The organism is Paenibacillus xylanexedens, assembly GCF_001908275.1.
In the GTDB taxonomy this organism is placed as follows: domain Bacteria; phylum Bacillota; class Bacilli; order Paenibacillales; family Paenibacillaceae; genus Paenibacillus; species Paenibacillus xylanexedens_A.
The window spans coordinates 3,351,780-3,369,164 of the sequence record NZ_CP018620.1; the positions used below are offsets into that span (position 1 = coordinate 3,351,780).

General features: G+C 44.3%; 20 protein-coding genes. All 20 read left to right on the top strand.

What is annotated here, in order from left to right:
- The first annotated feature begins 13 nt into the window (after positions 1-13).
- Entirely contained in the window at positions 14-556 is a 543-nt protein-coding gene (hslV, locus tag BS614_RS14970) for an ATP-dependent protease subunit HslV (RefSeq protein ID WP_017689194.1), read from the top strand.
- A 116-nt stretch (positions 557-672) separates the two neighbouring features.
- Positions 673-2,073: an ATP-dependent protease ATPase subunit HslU gene (gene hslU, locus BS614_RS14975; RefSeq protein WP_074094558.1), complete on the top strand. Its 1,401-nt coding sequence runs from the start codon at positions 673-675 to the stop codon at positions 2,071-2,073.
- A 981-nt stretch (positions 2,074-3,054) separates the two neighbouring features.
- On the top strand, positions 3,055-3,462 hold the full coding sequence (gene flgB, locus BS614_RS14980) for a flagellar basal body rod protein FlgB (RefSeq protein WP_036670359.1): 408 nt from the start codon (positions 3,055-3,057) through the stop codon (positions 3,460-3,462).
- 6 nt (positions 3,463-3,468) lie between these two features.
- Positions 3,469-3,918: a flagellar basal body rod protein FlgC gene (gene flgC / locus BS614_RS14985; RefSeq protein ID WP_017689191.1), complete on the top strand. Its 450-nt coding sequence runs from the start codon at positions 3,469-3,471 to the stop codon at positions 3,916-3,918.
- A 58-nt stretch (positions 3,919-3,976) separates the two neighbouring features.
- Positions 3,977-4,288, top strand: coding sequence for a flagellar hook-basal body complex protein FliE (gene fliE / locus BS614_RS14990; protein ID WP_017689190.1), 312 nt, complete (start codon positions 3,977-3,979; stop codon positions 4,286-4,288).
- A gap of 137 nt (positions 4,289-4,425) precedes the next feature.
- Positions 4,426-6,009: a flagellar basal-body MS-ring/collar protein FliF gene (gene fliF, locus BS614_RS14995; RefSeq protein ID WP_074094559.1), complete on the top strand. Its 1,584-nt coding sequence runs from the start codon at positions 4,426-4,428 to the stop codon at positions 6,007-6,009.
- 11 nt (positions 6,010-6,020) lie between these two features.
- Positions 6,021-7,037 carry a flagellar motor switch protein FliG gene (fliG, locus tag BS614_RS15000; protein WP_047842476.1) on the top strand — a complete coding sequence of 339 codons (1,017 nt, stop codon included), beginning with the start codon at positions 6,021-6,023 and terminating at the stop codon, positions 7,035-7,037.
- Entirely contained in the window at positions 7,030-7,893 is an 864-nt protein-coding gene (locus BS614_RS15005; protein WP_074094560.1) for a FliH/SctL family protein, read from the top strand. Before fliG ends, BS614_RS15005 begins: the two co-directional genes overlap by 8 nt.
- Positions 7,880-9,199 carry a flagellar protein export ATPase FliI gene (fliI, locus tag BS614_RS15010; RefSeq protein WP_036609365.1) on the top strand — a complete coding sequence of 440 codons (1,320 nt, stop codon included), beginning with the start codon at positions 7,880-7,882 and terminating at the stop codon, positions 9,197-9,199. The genes BS614_RS15005 and fliI overlap by 14 nt, the downstream gene beginning before the upstream one ends.
- Before the next feature lie 11 nt (positions 9,200-9,210).
- Entirely contained in the window at positions 9,211-9,663 is a 453-nt protein-coding gene (fliJ, locus tag BS614_RS15015; RefSeq protein ID WP_036670362.1) for a flagellar export protein FliJ, read from the top strand.
- A gap of 43 nt (positions 9,664-9,706) precedes the next feature.
- Positions 9,707-10,648, top strand: a complete 942-nt coding sequence (locus tag BS614_RS15020; RefSeq protein WP_074094561.1) for a MotE family protein — start codon at positions 9,707-9,709, stop codon at positions 10,646-10,648.
- Positions 10,649-10,687: 39 nt separating this feature from the next.
- Complete coding sequence (locus BS614_RS15025) at positions 10,688-12,076, top strand: flagellar hook-length control protein FliK (RefSeq protein ID WP_074094562.1); 1,389 nt, start codon at positions 10,688-10,690, stop codon at positions 12,074-12,076.
- 19 nt (positions 12,077-12,095) lie between these two features.
- Entirely contained in the window at positions 12,096-12,653 is a 558-nt protein-coding gene (locus tag BS614_RS15030) for a flagellar hook capping FlgD N-terminal domain-containing protein (RefSeq protein WP_017689182.1), read from the top strand.
- Complete coding sequence (locus BS614_RS15035) at positions 12,650-13,033, top strand: TIGR02530 family flagellar biosynthesis protein (protein ID WP_047842481.1); 384 nt, start codon at positions 12,650-12,652, stop codon at positions 13,031-13,033. The genes BS614_RS15030 and BS614_RS15035 overlap by 4 nt, the downstream gene beginning before the upstream one ends.
- 81 nt (positions 13,034-13,114) lie before the next feature.
- The gene (gene flgG, locus BS614_RS15040) at positions 13,115-13,930 is read left to right on the top strand and encodes a flagellar basal body rod protein FlgG (RefSeq protein ID WP_074094563.1); all 816 of its coding nucleotides are present in this window, start codon (positions 13,115-13,117) and stop codon (positions 13,928-13,930) included.
- Between the two features lie 68 nt (positions 13,931-13,998).
- The gene (locus BS614_RS15045) at positions 13,999-14,220 is read left to right on the top strand and encodes a flagellar FlbD family protein (RefSeq protein WP_074094564.1); all 222 of its coding nucleotides are present in this window, start codon (positions 13,999-14,001) and stop codon (positions 14,218-14,220) included.
- Complete coding sequence (locus BS614_RS15050; RefSeq protein ID WP_074094565.1) at positions 14,220-14,681, top strand: flagellar basal body-associated FliL family protein; 462 nt, start codon at positions 14,220-14,222, stop codon at positions 14,679-14,681. The genes BS614_RS15045 and BS614_RS15050 overlap by 1 nt, the downstream gene beginning before the upstream one ends.
- A gap of 40 nt (positions 14,682-14,721) precedes the next feature.
- The gene (gene fliM, locus BS614_RS15055) at positions 14,722-15,720 is read left to right on the top strand and encodes a flagellar motor switch protein FliM (RefSeq protein ID WP_074094566.1); all 999 of its coding nucleotides are present in this window, start codon (positions 14,722-14,724) and stop codon (positions 15,718-15,720) included.
- The gene (gene fliY / locus BS614_RS15060) at positions 15,710-16,984 is read left to right on the top strand and encodes a flagellar motor switch phosphatase FliY (RefSeq protein WP_036609358.1); all 1,275 of its coding nucleotides are present in this window, start codon (positions 15,710-15,712) and stop codon (positions 16,982-16,984) included. Before fliM ends, fliY begins: the two co-directional genes overlap by 11 nt.
- A 28-nt stretch (positions 16,985-17,012) precedes the next feature.
- The gene (locus tag BS614_RS15065) at positions 17,013-17,378 is read left to right on the top strand and encodes a response regulator (protein WP_017689175.1); all 366 of its coding nucleotides are present in this window, start codon (positions 17,013-17,015) and stop codon (positions 17,376-17,378) included.
- The last annotated feature ends 7 nt before the right edge of the window (positions 17,379-17,385 follow it).

A 17,385-nucleotide genomic window follows, 5' to 3' on the forward strand; every position in this document is an offset into this window, starting at 1 on the left:
GGATGCTGATATCATGGATATGTCATTTCATGCTACAACGATCTGTGCTGTTCGTCATAATGGTAAGGCTGCAATCGCAGGAGATGGTCAGGTGACCATGGGCCAAAGTGTTGTGATGAAGAATACAGCCAAGAAGGTAAGACGTTTGTACCGCGGACAGGTTGTTGCTGGCTTTGCTGGTTCTGTGGCGGATGCGATCACCCTGTTTGAGAAATTCGAAGGTAAGCTGGAGGAGCACCATGGTAACTTGCAACGTGCTGCTGTAGAGCTTGCCAAGGATTGGCGTCAGGATCGGATCTTGCGTAAGCTTGAGGCGCTGTTGATTGTGATGGACAAATCAGGTATGCTGCTCATTTCAGGCGGCGGGGAGATAATTGAACCGGATGATGACGTTATTGCTATCGGATCAGGTGGAAACTTTGCCTTATCTGCTGCGCGTGCGTTGAAACGTCATGCAGTAAACCTGGAAGCGAAAGATATTGCGCGTGAATCACTTCAGATTGCCTCGGAGCTATGTGTATATACCAATAATAATATTATTGTAGAAGAGTTATAAGCCAAAGAAATCTCCCGTAGTGGAGCATGATTCTGTAATCTGCTCCAGGACGTCTAGGGGATTCTTTGTCCTTGTTAGGAAAAATAAATTCAACATACTGGTAGGAGGGAAGCAATATGAATACTCAAGCGTTAACACCGAGACAGATTGTTGCAGAGCTTGACAAGTATATTGTAGGTCAAAAGAAAGCTAAAAAATCGGTAGCGGTAGCTCTTCGTAATCGTTATCGGCGTAGCCTTTTGCCAGAGCACACTCAGGACGACATTGTGCCTAAAAATATCTTGATGATTGGACCTACCGGTGTGGGTAAAACGGAAATCGCCCGTCGCCTTGCTAAACTGGTAGGTGCGCCATTTGTGAAAGTGGAAGCTACCAAGTTCACTGAAGTAGGTTACGTTGGCCGTGACGTTGAATCGATGGTGCGTGATCTGATTGAGACATCACTGCGGATGGTGAAGCTGGAGCGGACTGAAAAAGTGAAGGACAAAGCTGAAGAAGCTGCCAATGAGCGAATTGTACATATTTTGGCTCCTTCACAGTCTAAGTCCAAGAGTCAGCGTAATCCCTTTGAGATGATCTTTGGGAATAATGGCAACAACGTTCAGGAGCAGGATGAGCCAGAACCGGATACGGGGGTTGCCGAACGCCGCCGTAAGATCAAGTTTGATCTGTTATCTGGCAAGTTGGAGGATGACATCATTGAAATTGATGTCGAAGACACTTCGCCTAACATGATGGACATGTTTGCTGGTCAAGGTAATGATCAGATGGGCATGAACATGCAGGAGATGTTTGGTAGCTTGTTGCCTCGTCGTACGAAAAAACGTAAACTCGCTATTAAAGAAGCGCGCAAAGTGTTGATCCAGGAAGAAGCAGGGAAATTGATCGACATGGATGATGTTACCCAGGAGTCCATTCGCCGGGCGGAGCAGACAGGTATCATTTTCATAGATGAAATCGACAAGGTTGCCAGCCAAGGACGCGGTAGTGGACCCGATGTATCCCGTGAGGGTGTGCAACGTGACATTCTGCCTATCGTAGAGGGCTCTACAGTAATGACGAAATATGGCCCTGTCAAAACGGATTATATTCTGTTTATGGCAGCTGGAGCATTCCATGTCGCCAAACCTTCTGATCTGATTCCTGAGCTTCAGGGGCGCTTCCCAATTCGTGTGGAACTAAGTAGTCTTACACTGGAGGAGTTTGTATCCATTTTGACTGAACCCCAAAATGCACTGACCAAGCAGTATGTTGATCTGTTGCGCACAGAGAATATTGAGATTGAGTTCTCGGACGAGGCCATTCGCGAGATTGCCAAATTGGCTGAATCCGTCAATCAAAATACAGAAAATATAGGTGCTCGTCGATTGCATACGATTCTTGAAAAGCTTTTGGAGGATTTATCCTTTGAGGCACCTGAGCTTACACTGGAACGTATGGTGATCACTCCGGAGTATGTCCGGGAGAAATTAAATGATATTGCGCTTGATCGTGATTTGAGTCAGTATATCCTGTAACATAGGGCTAGCCATGTAGTTGTTAAAATGATGTTATAAATGAACGGTATGCAAGAGAGTAGAGAACATTTGTGTGATCGACAAAGGGACGCGATCCTTTAACGAATCACAAAGGCCCTCTTACTTGGCGCATATCGTTTATTTTTGTTTCTATCTAAAGGATTTTGATGTTACAACCGATAAAAGATGTGTGGTTGTTATACGGATCGACAAAACCTAGGACTTGTGCCGCATGTATACGGAGTTAAAACCTATCGGAGTGGTAGTTATTCTTCCATTCCATACCCAATGATTCCCATTAAAAGAATTTTCCTTATTCCAAGTCTGGTCATCGGTTTAGTTGACAGATTGGTAAATGTTGCGTAAATGCGCAAAATGATGAATTGTTGAAAAGTTTGAAGTCACTAATTGTTTTCTTAAAATTAAAATATATAGGCCCCACTTAATTGTTAAGAAAGTGTTGTGTGGGCAAGACGAGTTTTCTTCATTCTTGAAAGATAACTTGTCAATTGATTAATATACAGCTTTGTATGTATACCTACCATATTGTCCATAAACCCTTAGTATAACGGCAAAAAATTCTAACATTATCAACTATGAAATATTCGGAAATATACATAATTACGTGCGGTATAAGCTCATGTTGAGACTCGAAATTTTTTTTTTATTTTAAGAATGTTTAAGAACAATAAGGGAGAGTATTAACATACTTTTATTTTGGGACCGAACATTTACGAAAAAATTCATAATTTGCAGAAAATACACAAAAAGCCCTGTCTTTCAGAAAAGATAGGGCTTTTTTCTTATTGTAATAAATCCCAAACTCGAAGAAACTTATGTTATACGACAACATCAGAGTTAATTCTACTTAAGTCCTAGAAAACCGTGTAAAGACGAATGTTTTTGTCGAAAAAAACATAAGAATTTTCAAGGGAAAAGATACAATCTTTTTCCATAACTTCTAAAGAGAGGAGGGAGATTGTGAATCTTTTAAACGATATCAGCTTTAAAAGATTGCAAGGTGCACTCGATGCTTCCAATATCAGACAACGAACAATTGCTGACAACATCGCGAACGCCGATACCCCGTATTTCAAGCGCTCGGACGTTTCTTTTGAAGAAATGTTGCAAGGGCAAATGAATGGAGATATGCCTGTTCTTAAGGGTAAAGTAACTGATGCAAGGCATTTTGTCATAGGTCCTTCCTCTTCCGTACCCACGCCAGTAGTTAATATGGACCAGTCAACCTCCATGAATAACAACGAAAACAATGTCGATATAGACAGAGAAATGAGTCTTCTGGCGGAGAATCAGTTACGTTATAACGCTTATATTCAGCAAGTGAACGAACAAATTAAAATCATGCGTGTTGGCGTGGAAGGGAGATAACCTAAATTGAACATTAGTAATAGTTTTAGTATAAGTAGCTCAGCTCTGACAGCCCAACGGTTGCGGATGGACGTTATATCTTCCAACATTGCCAACGCAGAGACGACGCGCGCGAGCGTATCCAATGGTGAAGCGGTCCCTTACAAACGTAAAATGGTTGTACTTGAGCCGAATAAAACGTCATTTGGTACGATGCTGCAAAATCAGATGAGAGGTAGCGGTTCAGGAGATGGCGTAAGAGTAACGGAGATTCGCGAGGATCAGTCACCTTTGAAACCTGTGTATGACCCTTCTCATCCGGATGCAAACGCAGAAGGATATGTATTTATGCCTAATGTGGATATTGCGAAAGAAATGGTCGACATGATCTCTGCTTCGCGTTCATATGAAGCAAACGTAACAGCACTGAATTCAACCAAAGCGATGATCTCCAAAGCTTTGGAGATTGGAAGATAATCTGCTTAGAAATGAAAATAAGAAAAATACAAACCAGGGATGAAGGGGAGGGACATTAATGATTCAGAACAACATGTTTAGCACACAGGGGATACAACCGCTACAGATGAAGAGTGCAACCGAAAGTAAGCCTTCTACACCAGCCGAAACCATTCAGAGCTTCGGTACATACTTACAGAATGCATTAGGGTCCGTTGCAGCACAGGAGGCTCAATCGCATGAAATGTCGAATCAATTTTTGGTCGGCAAAGCGAATGTGGATCAAGTGATGATTGCTTCAGAACAGGCCTTGTTAAGCCTACAACTCACAACTCAAGTCCGAAACAAAGTGGTCGAAGCATACCAAGAAGTTATGCGAACGCAGTTATAAAATAACCTACTTGCGCTTCGATAATAGCGCTGATCATTACAACAAAGCAGCTGCGATGCTGCTCCTGATCGTCAACCTATGAAACGGCTAGGGTTGAGTAAGGACAGACTAAGCAAAGTTTCGGATGGGGTGACAGAGTGAATGAGAGAATCGCCCAGTACAGGGATAAGGCATCCCAGTATTGGAATAGTTTTAGCAAAAAGCAAAAAATATTATTTATATCCACCTTCCTGTTCCTGATTTTGGCTGCAGTTGTACTCACGATGCAATTGTCCAAGACGGAATATGAAGTTGCTTTTACAGATTTGAATGCAAGTGATTCAGCGGGCGTGATCAGTTATCTCGATTCATCTAGCATTCCATACAAATTAAGTTCAGATGGCAAGACCATATCCGTACCGAGTACAAGTGTTGCAATTGCAAAGGTGAATGTTGGATCTCAAGGGATTATTCAGAATGGTTCATTAGGGTATAAGTCATTCGAGGAGTCATCATCCCCCATCGGGATGACGGATAAAGAGTTTGATGTAAAGTACAACAACGCTATAAACGGAGAAGTTGAACAGTTACTTCAGCGGATGCAAGGGATACAGGATGCTAAAGTACTCGTGAATATGCCGAAAGATAACATCTTTGCTGGTTTAGAAGAACAAGACAAAGCATCAGCGTCGGTAGCTCTCCAATTCAAACCGGGTTATCACCCAAATCAGGCAGCGGTAGATGGCTACTTTAACTTGGTTAAAACTGCAATTCCTAATCTGCCTGTTGAGAACATCACAATTACGAACACAGATGAAGCAGAATTGATTCCAACTGCCCGAGGTGGCAGTGGCGGGTTGTCTTCCGAAGTTCAAGAGAACATGGCACTACAGAAAAAGTTTGAAAATGATGTCCGTAATAACGTAAAGCAATTCCTTTCCCAGATTGTAGGCGAAGACAAAGTTAATGTTTTGGTAGCCTCGAAGCTTAATTTTGACAAAGAAACACGTAAGGAAAATCTGGTCACACCTGTTGATGTAGATAATATGAAAGGCATCGAGATCAGTGTGCAGGAGATTCAAAAGAGCTACACTGGCGCAAGCAATCCAACAGGTGGTGTTGCTGGCACAGGACAAGAGGAAGTTCCGGGTTACCCATCATCTGATGCAACCGGTAACTCTACCTCCGAAGAATCATCAAGCACTATAAACTACGATGTTAATCGAATTGCCAAGGATATTATTTCCAGTCCGTATACTGTAAAAGACTTAACCATTAACGTTGCGGTTGAACCACCGAATGGAGAAACAGAATTACAGGGACCGGTTCAGGACGCAATTGAGAATATTTTGGTTAACATTGTTCGTGCTTCATTGGCAGACTCAGGCACTGTAATAAGTGACGCCGATCTGACAAAGAAAGTTTCAGTCATGTCACAAGGCTTCCAGACTGCCTCTGCAGACAATACAGGTTTCCAACTTTCCTCAACGATGATGTGGGGTGGAGGCGCACTCATAGCGGCATTGATCGCAGCGGTAGTTATATTGTTAGTACGCCGTCGCCGCAAACAAAACGAAGTCGAAGAAGAAGAGATTCCTCTTCCAATAGCAACAGAGTTCCCGTCCATTACGCTGGACAGTGTAACGAACGAAAGTCAGGTGCGCAAACAATTGGAGAGTTTGGCCAAGAAAAAGCCAGACGAATTCGTCAATCTGCTGCGTACATGGCTGGCTGACGAATAGAGGTGAGCGCATTGGCAAAGGCAAGCAGTCAAGGTTTGACTGGCAGACAAAAAGCAGCAATATTGTTGATTACATTAGGTCCGGAAGTATCGGCTCAGATTTTCAAACATCTGCGTGACGAAGAGATCGAGCAACTTACGTTGGAGATTGCCAACGTTCGCAAAGTTGATTCTTCCGAAAAGGATATGATCATGGCCGAGTTTCACCAGATCTGTCTGGCGCAGGAATATATCTCTCAGGGCGGTATCAATTACGCCAGAGAAATCCTGGAGAAAGCTCTGGGTTCATCAAAAGCACTTGAAGTCATTAATCGTTTGACAGCTACGCTGCAAGTCAGACCATTTGACTTTGCGCGCAAAGCAGATCCGAATCAAATTTTGAACTTTATTCAGAATGAAAGCCCGCAAACGATTGCCCTGGTTCTGTCTTACCTGCAATTCGAACAGGCTGCAGCGATTCTATCATCCTTGCCACAAGAGAAGCAGGCAGATGTCGCTCGCCGCGTTGCAGTTATGGATAGTACTTCGCCAGAAGTTATCTCTCAAGTGGAGCGGGTTCTGGAACAGAAGTTATCCTCTACCGTAACGCAGGATTACACCAATGCAGGTGGTATCGAATCGATCGTTCAGATTCTGAACGGAGTCGATCGGGGTACAGAACGTACCATTTTGGACTCGCTTGAAATTCAGGATCCAGAGCTTGCAGAGGAAATCAAAAAACGCATGTTTGTATTCGAAGATATCGTCAATGTGGATGATCGTTCGATTCAGCGCATTATTCGGGATATCGACAACGCAGATTTGCAACTCGCACTCAAAGTGGCAAGCGAAGAAGTTCGGGATGCCGTGTTCCGGAATATGTCGAAACGGATGTCCGAGACATTCAAAGAAGAGATGGAATTCATGGGACCTGTGCGATTGCGTGATGTTGAGGAAGCTCAGACTCGTATCGTAGGAACGATACGCAGATTGGAAGAAGCCGGTGAGATCATTATCGCACGCGGTGGAGGAGATGATATCATTGTCTAATTTGATTAAATCTTTCCAGTATGTACCCGTTGATGACCGTAAAAAACTTGAAAATCATCATCATTATGGTGGTACTGAGGAGTCTGAAACGGAATTATACGGTGACAGTGCTGAAGGTTCTGAAGCAGAAACGCTTCAAGCACGCGTGGACGAAGAAACACAACGTCTTACCGCAGAAATGCTGGAAGATGCCAAGGAGTTTGCAGAAAAGCAAGTACGTGAAGCTTCAGAAGAGGCAGAGCGCATGCTTCAAGAAGCCCGTGAACAGATCGACAGCTGGTGGCAGGAACAACGACAACAGGATGAACATCTGACTGAAGCGCTTCGTTCACAAGGTTTCCAACAGGGTTTTGAAGAAGGCAAAGTACAAGCTGAACTGGATCTCCAGGTGCAGATCGAAAAGATGATGATTGAAGCCCAGGAAGTGCTCAAGGAAGCTTATGTAGCTAAAGATCAGATCATTCAGGAAGCTGAACCGTTCCTCGTGGAGCTCGCTTGCGGGATCGCTGAGAAAGTCATTGATAAGCAACTTACCATTGAACCCGATCATACATTGGAACTGATTCGTCAGAGTTTGTCACGTAAACGGGAGCAGGGTTTGATCACACTCTGTGTGGCACCTGATCAGTTTACATTTGTACAGGCAGCTCGTGAAGAATTGTCTCTGTCTATTGACTCTCAGGCAGAATTGCAGATTTTGCCTGATTCAACGGTCAAAGATAAGGGATGTGTCATTCGTTCCTCGTTCGGAAGTGTAGATGCGAGAATTGATACACAGCTTGCTGAGATTAAAAAAGAACTGGTCCGCATAGCACTTGAGGATGAGGAGCGAAAAAATCAACATGAAGGTTCTTAGTTCACAGCGATATATGGAACATTTGCGCCAATTCGATCCTGTTCGTATTAACGGCAAAGTTACTCAGGTCATTGGTCTTATGGTGGAGTCAGAAGGGCCAGATGCAAGTATCGGTGACGTATGTTATATCTATCCTGGTAAATCGGCTAAGCCTCTTCAGGCCGAAGTTGTTGGGTTTCGAGATAACAAAGTGCTGCTTATGCCACTGGGTGAACTTCAATCCATCGGTCCTGGTTGCGATGTAGTAGGTACGGGTAAACCACTCGGCGTTCAGGTAGGCTCCGAATTGCTCGGTAAAGTATTGGACGGACTTGGACAACCGCTGGACGGTTCCCTCCTTCCATCCAGAATGCCGATGTACTCTACCTCCAATACACCGGTTAATCCAATGGATCGTCCGCGTGTACTTGAAACGATGGGTGTTGGTGTAAGAGCTATCGACGGATTGTTGACCGTAGGTAAGGGACAGCGTGTAGGTATATTTGCCGGTTCTGGTGTTGGAAAGAGTACGTTGATGGGCATGATCGCTCGTAATACAGCAGCAGATGTCAATGTCATCGCACTTGTGGGTGAGCGTGGACGTGAGGTACGCGACTTTATTGAACGGGATCTGGGTCCGGAAGGACTGGAACGCTCCGTAGTCATTGTTGCAACTTCAGATCAGCCTGCCCTGATTCGGATCAAGGGAGCAGTTATTGCGACCACTATTGCAGAGTATTTCCGAGATCGTGGAATGAACGTGATGCTCATGATGGATTCGGTAACCCGATATGCGATGGCACAAAGGGAAGTTGGTCTGGCCGTAGGTGAACCTCCGGCAATGAGAGGATATACGCCATCGGTTTTTGCGAGTTTGCCAAAACTGCTTGAACGGGCGGGTACAGGACCTACCGGTTCGATTACAGCCTTTTACACCGTTCTGGTCGATGGGGATGACATGAATGAACCAATCGCGGATGCGGTAAGGGGTATTCTGGATGGACACATTGTGTTAAATCGATCCATTGCAAATAAAGGTCATTTTCCAGCGATTGATGTGTTAGCCAGCATAAGCCGTGTTATGAAGGATATTGCTCCAGAAGAGCAGTTGGAAGCCGTTAATAATATGAAACGTTTGATGGCTGTGTACAAAGAATCGGAAGATTTGATCAATATTGGAGCTTACCAGCGGGGATCAAATGCAGCCATAGATGAATCGATAGACCAGATTGATAGTATATGGAACTTTACCAAGCAGAAAGTCGACGAGAAAGTCACTTTAAGTGAAGTACAGGAACGTTTGATTCTTGAATTTGCAAGGAGATGAATGGGTAAACGATGAAATTTCGATATCATTTCCAGAAAGTTGTTGACCTGAAGAGTAATGAAAAAACACAGGCAGAGTGGATGTTATCCACAGCGATCGGTAAACTACAGACGGAGGAAGAACATCTGATACAACTTCTTAATGATAGAAGTAATCTGATCGGCATTATCCAATCTGCTACGGAAAATACAGCGTCTGTAAACAGTCTGCAGGAGATGCAGCGTTATGTACATCACCTTGACGAGTGCATTTCACGCAAAAACAGTGATGTTAAACATGCTCAGGTCAATGTGCAACGGAATCAGACGTTTCTGAACGGTAAGATGGTTGATGAAAAAGTATGGCTTGGAGCGAGAGACAAGGCAAAAATCAAATTTCAGCAGGAGATGCTCCTCCGGGAACAGAACGATCTGGACGAGATGGCTACTGTACGCTTCGCTGCCAAAGCCGGACGCGCGAATTGATGTGAGCCGGACGCGAAGTTGTCTCGTGAAGGAGGAATGAACGATGGCTGTTAAAGATGATAGCGACATGGAAAAAGAGTCGGGAGGCGGTTGGGAAAAGTTTCTCATGATTTCTATCCCGATTGTATTCACCGTGGTTTTGCTAGGTGTACTACTTACGCTATTTAATGTAGATATTCGTAATAATTTGTTTGAATTCGCCAACAAGATACCGGTAGTCAAGGAATGGGTACCTGATCCTGTACTGGATCCGGAGAAGGAAAAGCTGGAGAAGAGTGAGCAACAGGTTGAAAGTGCTGAAGCCACAATTGAAAAGCTGAAATCCCAAGTAACTGCCAAAGAAACAGAGCTCAAGGCAGCACAGGAAGCGACAACAACCGAAGCAAAGAAGGCCACGGACCTTCAGAAGAAGTTGGATGATGCGGAAAAAGCGGCTGAAACGGCTACAGCAGCAACGCCGGAGACAGAATCTGATTATCAGAAACAAATCAAAGATTTGGCTAAAATGTATGCTGACATGAGCCCAAGCAAAGCTGCACCGATTTTGCAAAATATGACGAATGAGGAAATGGTATTGTTGTTGAATGCCATGCAGTCATCTGCTCGGACCAAGGTGCTTGAAAAGATGGACCCGAAAACAGCAGCCGATGTCACTATGATGATGAAGGATGCTAAACCGTCCGGAGATCTGGCACTGGATGCGCTGCAATCCAGATTGAAGAAAGAAACCGCAGCAACTTCAACTGCATCCACAACCACAAGCAAAAACCTGGATAAAAACCAGCTTAGTCAAACATTTGCTTCGATGTCTGCTTCAAGTGGTGCCAAGTTATTATTGGAAACATACAAGTTAAGTCCTGACAAAACATTGACCATCCTGAATTCAGTAGATGATGCAACACGCTCTCAATTGCTTGAGAACATGTCTTCAGAGGACTCGGTTGAAACTGCAAAAATCTTGAACAGATTAACGGGCAACAAGTAGATCTGATTAAACTGTGATAACCGAGAGGAGGTGAAATAAATGTCGATCGTATATCAAATGGCATCCACAGCATCTGCAAAAGCAACGGGAACAGGTCAGACAACCGGAGCACAATCGAAAGGTTCAGCTGCAGGTGCTAGCGGTGAATTTCTCCAAACTCTTGCACAATCGCTATCTGGAGGAAACACAGAAGGTGATAGTTCAAGCGCTACCGGAAGTTTAACTGCCAATCCGTTGGTGTTTTCCTTTGCTACAAGTGAAGAAGGAGAAACGGCATCAATCACGGCTGTACTGAATTCGTTGTTCACGGACTTGGATGTGCTTGACGAAGCTTTGGAAAATGACCCAGCTCTACTTGCAGGTTTGCAAACTCTGATACAACAGATGTATACACAATTAAGTAATCCTTCAGGTACTAATGCAGAAGGTTCCGACGAGTCTTCGAACGGAGCGGAAAGCGTAAAAACAGTACCCGCAATTGAACTGTCGCAGCATCCGGCAGCAGTACGTTTTGTTCTGCAAGATATGCTTACACAATTAGTAGCTGGAATGAATGATCCTGAGAGTAACGTTGCGAAGAACGCTCCTGAATTCAAACATTTGTTACAATCTCTGCAGAGTCAGCTTCAAGAGGCTGGAGTGGATACCACTGGTAACAAAGGATGGACTGAACTGAAATCCATATTGGATACATTGACTGCAGTTAAGGATCAGACTGCACAAGTCGCTCCAAGTACTTCGCTTCAAACATCCAAACAGGATTCGGTCGTACCACAAGTTCTTGTTGCGGCAGTGGCGAATTCTGGAACCCAGGTGAAAGCTGAGGCTGAGACAACATCTGCTTCAAATGCAGGTGGAGAAGTGGAACACTCAACCATCATTACTGCAGGAGAGCTGTCCTTGCGTTCATCAGGTACTACAGCAGGAAAACCGGCTGAACCTGTAATGCAAACATCACAGTTTGCCAAGGAAATGACACAGTTTGTTGTTAACAAGCTGGATATTGTCCAGCAAAAAGGATTTTCCGAGGCGACCATCTCACTTCGGCCTGAGCATCTAGGTAAGTTGGATGTTCAAATTACCTTGCAGAACGGGCAGTTGGTTGCACGGTTTATGACTGAACATACGATGGCTAAAGACATGCTTGAACAACAAATGACGCAGCTACGTTCTTCACTTCAAGCCCAGGGAATTCAAGTGGAACGACTTGAGGTTACCCAGAACAGTTCAATCGGATCACAGATGTATCAGGACGGAGGCCGTCAGCCGGGAAGTAACTCTCAGCAACAACGCCGTTCGCGTGAGCGTGAGGAACAATCGGATGATGCTATAGCTACAGCAGGGATTCAAGAAGAATTGCGTAACTGGCGTAGCGAGCAAGTCGAAGGAAATGAATTACAGAGAGATACGTTTAGTGCTAAGGCTTAAACAGAAATGAGGTGAGCAAATGGCTAATGAAAATGTTTCAATGAATAATACCTGGCCGAACTATTCGGCAGCCAATAAAGCAACCACAAGTGCTGCAACAAAAGAATTGGGTAAAGATCAGTTTCTAAAAATCCTGATTACCCAGCTGCAAAATCAAGACCCGATGCAGCCGATGGAGGATAAGGAATTTATCGCTCAAATGGCACAGTTCAGCTCAGTGGAACAACTGGTCAATATTTCTACGCAGCTTAAAACATTGAACCAGTCCCTTGGTGCTGTATCCGGCATGATTGGCATGGAGGTAAGTTGGCTTTCATCTAATAAAGATGATAACGGAACTCTTCGTCAAGGTATTGTAGATTCCATCATTGTAAGAGATAGCGTTCAATACGCAAAAGTAGGCAACGACGAGATTAAGCTGGATGAGATCATTCAGGTGAATTATCCAAAACAGGCAGAAGAGAGTCAAACTCCGGTACAGAACGTTCAGGATGTAACCCCTGAAACGAACGAGAGCCAGGAAGTTGAATCATCCGCTGAAACGGGTGATACGGAAGATAGCGGGAAAACGATATGAGTGATCGCATAACGGTTGGACAATTATACGCAGGCCCGATTACACCGAATATGCTTCAAAGACCCAAAACAGGAGAAGCTTCGGCTATACCCGAAAAACCTTTTGCAAAAGTACTGGAAGATAATCTTCTGAAATTGAGCAATCATGCTGCCAAACGATTGGAACAGCGTGGTATTGAACTCAAGACTGAGCAAATGGAACAGATTGGTTCTGCTTTGGACAAAGCTGCTGCCAAAGGAGCCAAAGAGTCATTGATTTTAATGCAGGATATGGCTTTTATCGTCAATGTCAAAAATCGTACTGTGGTTACAGCTATGGATAGTGAGAGCATGAAGGATAATGTGTTCACTCAGATTGATAGTGCCGTAATCATTTCTTGACCGGCTGGCCCTTCTCGGGAGCCGGAATGCCGCTGACCGACTGATGCGGTAACCAAATGAAGACTGGGAGGATTTTTAAAAATGTTGAAATCAATGTACTCAGGCGTTTCCGGGATGCGGGGTTTCCAAACAAAACTCGACGTAATTGGTAACAATATTGCGAACGTAAACACGGTTGGCTTCAAAGGCAGTCGGGTTATGTTCAAAGATATTATGAGCCAAACCACTTCAGGTGTGACCGCACCTGGTGATGCAACCGGTGGTGTGAATGCAAAACAAATTGGTCTAGGTGTATCTGTAGGCTCTATTGATACATTACATTTGGCGGGAAGTCCAATGACAACAAACAACCCAACAGATATGCGGATTAATGGAGATGGATTCTTCTTGGTACGTTTGAGTGAAGATCAGGAAGTACCTTACCTGACTCGTGCAGGGGATTTCCATGTGGATGCTGCACGTAACCTTTTGACATCGGATGGATTGTTTGTTCTGGATAACGGTGGTGGAAATATCACGATACCTGATGATGTTGTTTCCTTCACGATTGGTCAGGATGGTACGATCAATCAAACTATGGCGGATGGAACAGTTGAAGCGGGAGCACAACTTGGTATCGGAAAAGTGGTCAATCCAGAAGGTTTAGAGAAGATCGGCGGTAATCTATACCGTATGACAGCAAATGCTAATCCCGATGGTGAGCTTGAAATTTTGACAGCGAATGATGCCGAAAATGGAACTGGCTCTATTATCACAGGACAGCTCGAAATGTCTAATGTGGATCTGACTGGAGAGTTTACTGAAATGATCGTAGCTCAACGTGGATTCCAGGCCAACTCCCGGATCATTACAACGTCGGATGAAATACTTCAGGAAGTTGTTAACCTGAAACGTTAATAGCTGATTAATGAATTTTTAAAACGTGGGGGAGCTTGCTCCTCCCACTCTGATTAAGGGGGCTTAGCATGATTTCGGTTACGCGGTTAAATGGTTCTCCCATGTGGTTAAATGCGCTGATGGTTGAAATTGTGGAAGAGACGCCGGATACGTATATTACTCTGGTAACTGGAAAGAGACTGATTGTGCTTGAAAAAGCCACTGACGTTATTTCCAAGATTAAAGATTACAACCGTGAAATCGGGGTTCAGGCAGCCACTATTAAAGTGCAGCAAACGGAGGAATCCTGATGAAAAAAATGATGCCCTGGCTTGCAACAATGTTGCTGGCGATAACACTCATTGTGGTGGTTGTGTTTGTATTTATGCAAGGACAGAACGGGAATAAGGACGACACACATACGGCGGCAGCTGCTGAAGAAAAAAAAATGACTGCGGATGAAATTGTAGAAGTATCGTCAGAGCTTGCACAGATTAAAACGAATCTGGCCGATCCGGATCGTATTATTATGGTTAGTTTTTCTTTCAAGTTATCTGACAAAACAGCCAAAGAAGATTTTGAAAAAATCAAAAGCATTACGGTGAAGCCCATTATTATTCAGGCACTTGCAGACACCAAGGCTGAGGAACTGAGTTCGGCCAAGGGTATGAAACAATTCAATGAGAAACTGACAGGTCTAATTAATGAGGCATTGCCTGAGCCGAAATTGAAAAGCACTAGTTTTTCAGACATTGTTATAGCATCAATGTAAATGAACAGAACACGCTGTAGACCTGTAAGGGGGTGAGAACATGGTGGATGTATTATCACAAAATGAGATTGACGCCCTATTAGCAGCCCTTTCTTCTGGTGAAATGGACGCAGAAGAATTGAAGAAGGAAGAAACTCAGAAGAAAATCAGATCGTACGATTTTAAGCGGGCAGTGCGTTTTTCCAAAGACCATATCAGAAGCTTGACTCGTATTCACGAAAACTTTGCACGCTTTCTCACCACTTATTTTTCAGCCCAACTGCGGACGTTCGTTCAAATCAATGTCGTTCAGGTCGAACAGTTGCCTTATGATGAGTTTATCCGTTCTATTCCTAAGATGACGATATTGAACATTTTTGAAGCGGAGCCACTACAGGGACGAATGGTGATGGAAGTCCACCCAAACGTGGGATATGCGATGTTGGATCGCCTGCTTGGTGGAACCGGAACTGCTCCAACCAAGATCGCATCCATGACGGAGATTGAGACGACCATCATGGAGCGGATATTCAGCCGAGCATTTGAAAGTTTGCAGGAAGCATGGAAGACTGTGTTGGATATTTCCCCAAGGATGGAAGCGCTCGAGACCAATCCGCAATTTATGCAGATTGTATCTCCCAATGAGACCATTGCTCTGATCTCGCTCAGTACCAAAATTGGTGACACGACAGGCATGATCAATCTATGTATACCGCATGTCGTTCTTGAACCTATTATGTCACGGTTGTCAACTCATCAGTGGTTTGTTTCGGAGAAGAAAACGAGAGCTCCGGAGGAGTATGATGCTCTAAAAGAGCGTGTAAACAAAGCCAAGTTACCAATCGTTGCGGAATTGGGAGAATCGAGAATTTCAATTGCAGAATTTCTGGGTCTGTCCGTTGGCGATGTCATTACGTTGAACAAACCAGTTGATGAGGGACTTTCCATAAAAGTGGGTGACAAACTGAAATACATGGGCAGTCCGGGGACAATCAAAGACCGTGTGGCTGTGCAAATAGACAAGATTGTCACCGAAGGAGTTGAAGAATTTGACGAGTAAGGATTATTTATCCCAAGAAGAAATCGATGCTTTGCTCAGGCAATCGGAATCGATAAACAGCTCGGAACCCGCTGAAAAGACGGTTGATGATTTTTTGACCGAGCTGGAGCAGGATGCCTTGGGGGAGATTGGTAACATTACATTTGGTAGCGCGGCAACAGCCTTATCCACGCTATTAGGCCTCAAAGTAGATATTACAACACCTAAAGTTTCTATCATTAGTCGAACGCAGTTTGAAGAAGCTTTTCCTAAGCCACATGTTGCCGTTCATGTGAATTACGTGGATGGATTCGAAGGCATTAACTCACTTGTTATCAAGAAGAGAGATGCCCAAGTCATCGCTGATTTGATGTTGGGTGGAGAAGGAAATCCGGTCGATGAAGAACTGAATGAAATCCATATTAGTGCAGTACAGGAAGCGATGAACCAGATGATGGGTTCCTCTGCAACCTCAATGTCCACGATTTTTAATCGTTTTGTGAATATTTCCCCTCCGGGAATCGATATTCTCAATCTGGAGAGTGGAGAGGGTGTAAGTAATCTTCCAGCAGATGAGACACTTATCCAAGTTTCATTTCGTTTGTTAATCGGGGATCTGATCGATTCCAATCTGATGCAGTTGCTTCCAGTACATTTTGCCAAAAGCATGGTAGATATGCTGATTGGAGGCGCTCAGGAGTCAACTGCCAGCGCACCAGTGGCATCAACACCTGAACCTGCGCCAGCAGCTGTACCAGCAACGCCACCACCGGTTGCGGAGCAGCCGCCCGTTCAGCACCAACAGGCTCCACAGGCTCCACAACAGCCTGCTCAGGACTATAACGGATATGGACAGGCCCCGATGGGTATGCCTCAAGGAATGCCGCCACAGCAGCCGTATGGCATGCCACCGCAGCAACCTTATGGTGCACCTCAACATTACGGTGGAATGCCAAATAGGAATGTTAACGTACAACCAGTTCAATTCGCCAATTTGCAAAATGGGGCGTATGGTCAGGTAGACGAAAACAATTTGAATTTATTGATGGACATTCCCCTTAAGGTCACCGTAGAATTAGGAAGGACCCAGAAGCAAATTAAAGATATTTTGGAACTGTCACAGGGTTCGATTGTCGAACTGGATAAGTTAGCCGGGGAACCTGTCGATATTTTGGTGAATAACAAACTGATCGCCAAGGGAGAAGTTGTCGTTATTGACGAAAACTTTGGTGTTCGTGTTATAGATATCGTTAGCCAATGGGACCGAATTCAGAAATTACAATAAGCACAATTTAGGGAGGACTTGAATCAAGATGGCAAACCGAATTTTAGTCGTAGACGACGCTGCATTTATGAGAATGATGATCCGGGACATTTTGTCCAAAAATGGATATGAGGTTGTTGGTGAGGCACAGGATGGCTCACAAGCAATTGAGAAATTTAAAGAGCTTCGTCCGGATCTGATCACAATGGATATTACGATGCCTGAGATGGACGGCATTGCAGCTTTGAAAGAAATCAAGAAGATTGATGCTAACGCTAAAGTAATTATGTGCTCCGCGATGGGTCAACAAGCGATGGTAATCGACGCTATCCAAGCAGGTGCCAAAGACTTTATCGTTAAACCGTTCCAATCTGACCGGGTTATCGAAGCGATCAGCAAGACACTGGGCGTTTAAGAGACAT